Raw genomic sequence first — 3,157 nt, 5'->3', positions numbered from 1 at the left:
ATAGAATGGCATTTCACACGACGTCCCAATACCTAGTATTCCCTCGCGAAAAAGCCAGAAGTCTGAATGAGTAAAGTCAAATCCGTAGTGCTTCAGGATTATAAGTCCTTCTCAAGGTTTACTCTCTCCGCCAGAGAAAAAAACATACTTGTAGGGCCAAATAATGCCGGAAAGTCCACGACACTGGATGCATTTAGAATCGCATTTGACGTTTTGAGATATGCTTCTCGCAAAACCGCGTTCCTCAAGTCCCAAGGGGATGACGGGGTTTGCTCAACTTGGGAAGTTCCAATATCAATAGTGCAGATTGATTTACGGCACTGCATCCATAACTTTGGCGATGGACGCGCCAGAATCTCAATTCAACTCGATAATGGTAACACATTTGTTTTACTTATATCTAATGAATATCCAGTCGAGTGCTACCTAAAATCCGACGTTCAGCCCAGAAGGAAGGCTGAATTCCTGAGAGAGCAGTTTCCACTAAAACTCGCCATCGTGCCGACTCTTAGTCCGCTAGAACAGAACGAAGAGCTTGTTCGAAGAGAAACCGTAGAACGCAATAAATACGGCCGCCTAGCGAGCCGTAACTTTAGAAATTTCTGGCTCCACAAGTCTCGAACGGATTTTGAAACGTTCGCGGATCTGATCGAGTTAGGATGGCCCGGAATACGCATTCAACCTCCTGAGATCGAGAGGACCGGCGGAAAACCAATAGTGAGGATGTACTTCCGGGACGGTCCGCACGTTAGAGAGATTCAATGGGCAGGTTTTGGCTTCCAAGTCTGGATGCAAACTATGATGCATCTCTTAGACGCTGGGCATTCTTCCACATTGATATTAGATGAACCGGACATATACCTGCACCCTGACTTGCAACATCGGCTCCTCAGGCTCGTCAGCCAGCGCGTCGGCCAATACTTCATTGCGACCCATTCAACAGAAATAATAAATGACGTGGAACCTGGAGAAGTTCTCATCATACGTCCAGAAACCCGTGGAGCGAAAAGGATACAAGGGGAGTCGGATTATTCTGACGTTTACTCTGCGATTGGAAGCTCCGAGAACGCTCAATTTGCTCGACTAGCAAGAACCAAGAAGGTTCTCTACTTCGAGGGGAAAGACGCGAAGATTCTATCGAAGATGGCGCGAAAAACTCTAGGCATGGACTTCATATCTAACTCGTCGGTCACGCTGATGAAAACAGACGGGTTCTCGAATTGGTCTCGTGTCACCACTTCATCTTGGGTATTTGAGAACTTCTTTGGATTTGAAGTACCCGTGTCGGCTGTTTTTGATCGAGACTACAGGAGCGACAGCGAAGTCCAAGAGTTCCTAGAGGAAGTCAACTCGGCAGAAACTCTCTGCCGCGTCCTGCCTTGCAAAGAAATCGAGAACCTCCTTATCGCACCGAATTCAATCGAGCGGGCAGTGAGGAAGCACAGCCGGGTCCCCCTTGCCGCGGGATGGGAAGCTGAAATTCGATGTATTATAGATGCGAGCATGGAAGCAACAAAGCTACAGACTCTATCGAAGAGAATCGGACAGAGGGCAGAATTTGAGCTGTCGAAAAACCCCAAAAAGAATATCTCATCAATATCCACTGAAGAAGAGAAATCGTTCTCGCTCTTCTGGGATGACATTGATTTTAGAAAGCGCGTTGTTCCGGGTAAGATCGTCTTCTCCAATATCTGCAGAGAAATACAGGATAAGTACAAATTCTCACTTACTGCGGCGCGAGTGATTGATGAAATGACCATACAGGATATTCCAAGTGAACTTAGAGAAATCCTAAATGACATCAAAGAACACCTTGATAAATAGATACCACTATTAGGTAAGCCAAATATCACGCTTGCGTCAGCCTTTCCACGCGAAATCTAGGTACTTTCTTGGGTCCACAAAAGGGCTAAGGCGGCCTGAATGAACAATGAGCGGTTATATTCAACCACGGGATCGCGAACCTGTGAAGACTGCCAGCCAACCTCACTCTACAGCGGCCGACATCCACCTAGAAAGTACCTCTATTGGGTAGCCATCACCGTAGCTATGCCCCACACCCTCAGTTTGCCAACCGCCAATTTGGTCGACGATGTCGGCAGGGCATTCGACCGCCCGCAAGCGATCGCGCATGGCGTGCCTAAAGCTGTGCATGGTGGTTCCCTCCGCCACGATAGGCTTCAACCATTTGTTCAACGCGGCACTAGCTGAGTTTGCATTCGTGACCTCACCTTTGTTGTAGCTTGGAAAGGCAAAACCGCTGTCAGCCTTTTCGTCCAGAATACACCGCGCGGCCCACGCAGCCGCGCCGAACAACGGAACTCTCCGCTCACTGCCCTTTGTCTTCAAACGCCTCCACGGATGCGGCCTGATATGGACGACGAGCTGACCATCGGCATGCACCTCGATATCCTCCCTGAGCAGACCAGCAGCCTCGGCAAGCCTCATCGCGGTATCGGAAAGAAGCGCAACCAGCCAGCGGAGTTCGTCACCAGCGTCCATGCAGTTCCGCTGGACGACGCGAAGGTCAGCATCCGAAATGGTTACGCGTCCGGATACTCCCGCCTCGCGATCATAATAAACGTTTGCAAAGGGGTTCTTGATAGAGAGGCCTTCTTCGCTCATTGCGAAGTTGATCACAGCGCGGACCGTGCCGAAAATTCGCGTGATGCTACTACCCACCAAGCCCTTCTCGACCAAGGCATCCCGGAAAGCGTTTGCATCTCTCTTGGTATATTCTGCCAGCGACTTGTCTCCGCAGGCATCAATGACGTAGCCACAGGACCGTTCTGCAGCCCGACGGAAGGTCTTCGATTTCCCCTGCCCCTTCAATCTTAGGTACGTCACCACCGCCTCCGAGAGTGTCAATACATCGGACGTGACGGCGTCAGTCTCAGCACGGTTTGTCGGTCGGGCCAGTCCCTTACAGAGAAGATGCTTTCCGGGAAGCTCAGCTTCCTGCGACCGGAGATGAAACCAGTATTCATCAAGCTTGCATGCTGCCTGCGTCGCTCTCGCCGCTGCGACTGACGACGACCTTGTCCGTAGAGAGTAGGAAATCTTCTCGGACGAATAGTGTTGCAGGAGATCGGAAGGAACCCTGCGAGCGAAGTAGAAGATGCCATCCTTGCGGAAGGTGAACGGTGCGGATTTGTAC

The 3,157-nt window shown here is 50.4% G+C and carries 2 protein-coding genes; one reads left to right on the top strand and one right to left on the bottom strand.

Features of this window, described 5'->3' with window-relative positions:
- Nucleotides 1–66 precede the first annotated feature (66 nt).
- Nucleotides 67–1,824, top strand: a complete 1,758-nt coding sequence (locus IQ782_RS29375; protein WP_194138203.1) for an ATP-dependent nuclease — start codon at nucleotides 67–69, stop codon at nucleotides 1,822–1,824.
- A gap of 162 nt (nucleotides 1,825–1,986) precedes the next feature.
- On the opposite strand, the gene IQ782_RS29370 is transcribed toward IQ782_RS29375, so the two are convergent.
- Nucleotides 1,987–3,157 (bottom strand): DUF6538 domain-containing protein (locus IQ782_RS29370; RefSeq protein WP_240989675.1); only part of this gene is annotated, 1,171 nt, incomplete at its 5' end.

The organism is Salipiger mangrovisoli, assembly GCF_015223355.1.
In the GTDB taxonomy this organism is placed as follows: domain Bacteria; phylum Pseudomonadota; class Alphaproteobacteria; order Rhodobacterales; family Rhodobacteraceae; genus Salipiger; species Salipiger mangrovisoli.
Note: the sequence above shows the minus strand (reverse complement) of the source record. Positions and strands in the feature narration are given on the sequence as shown.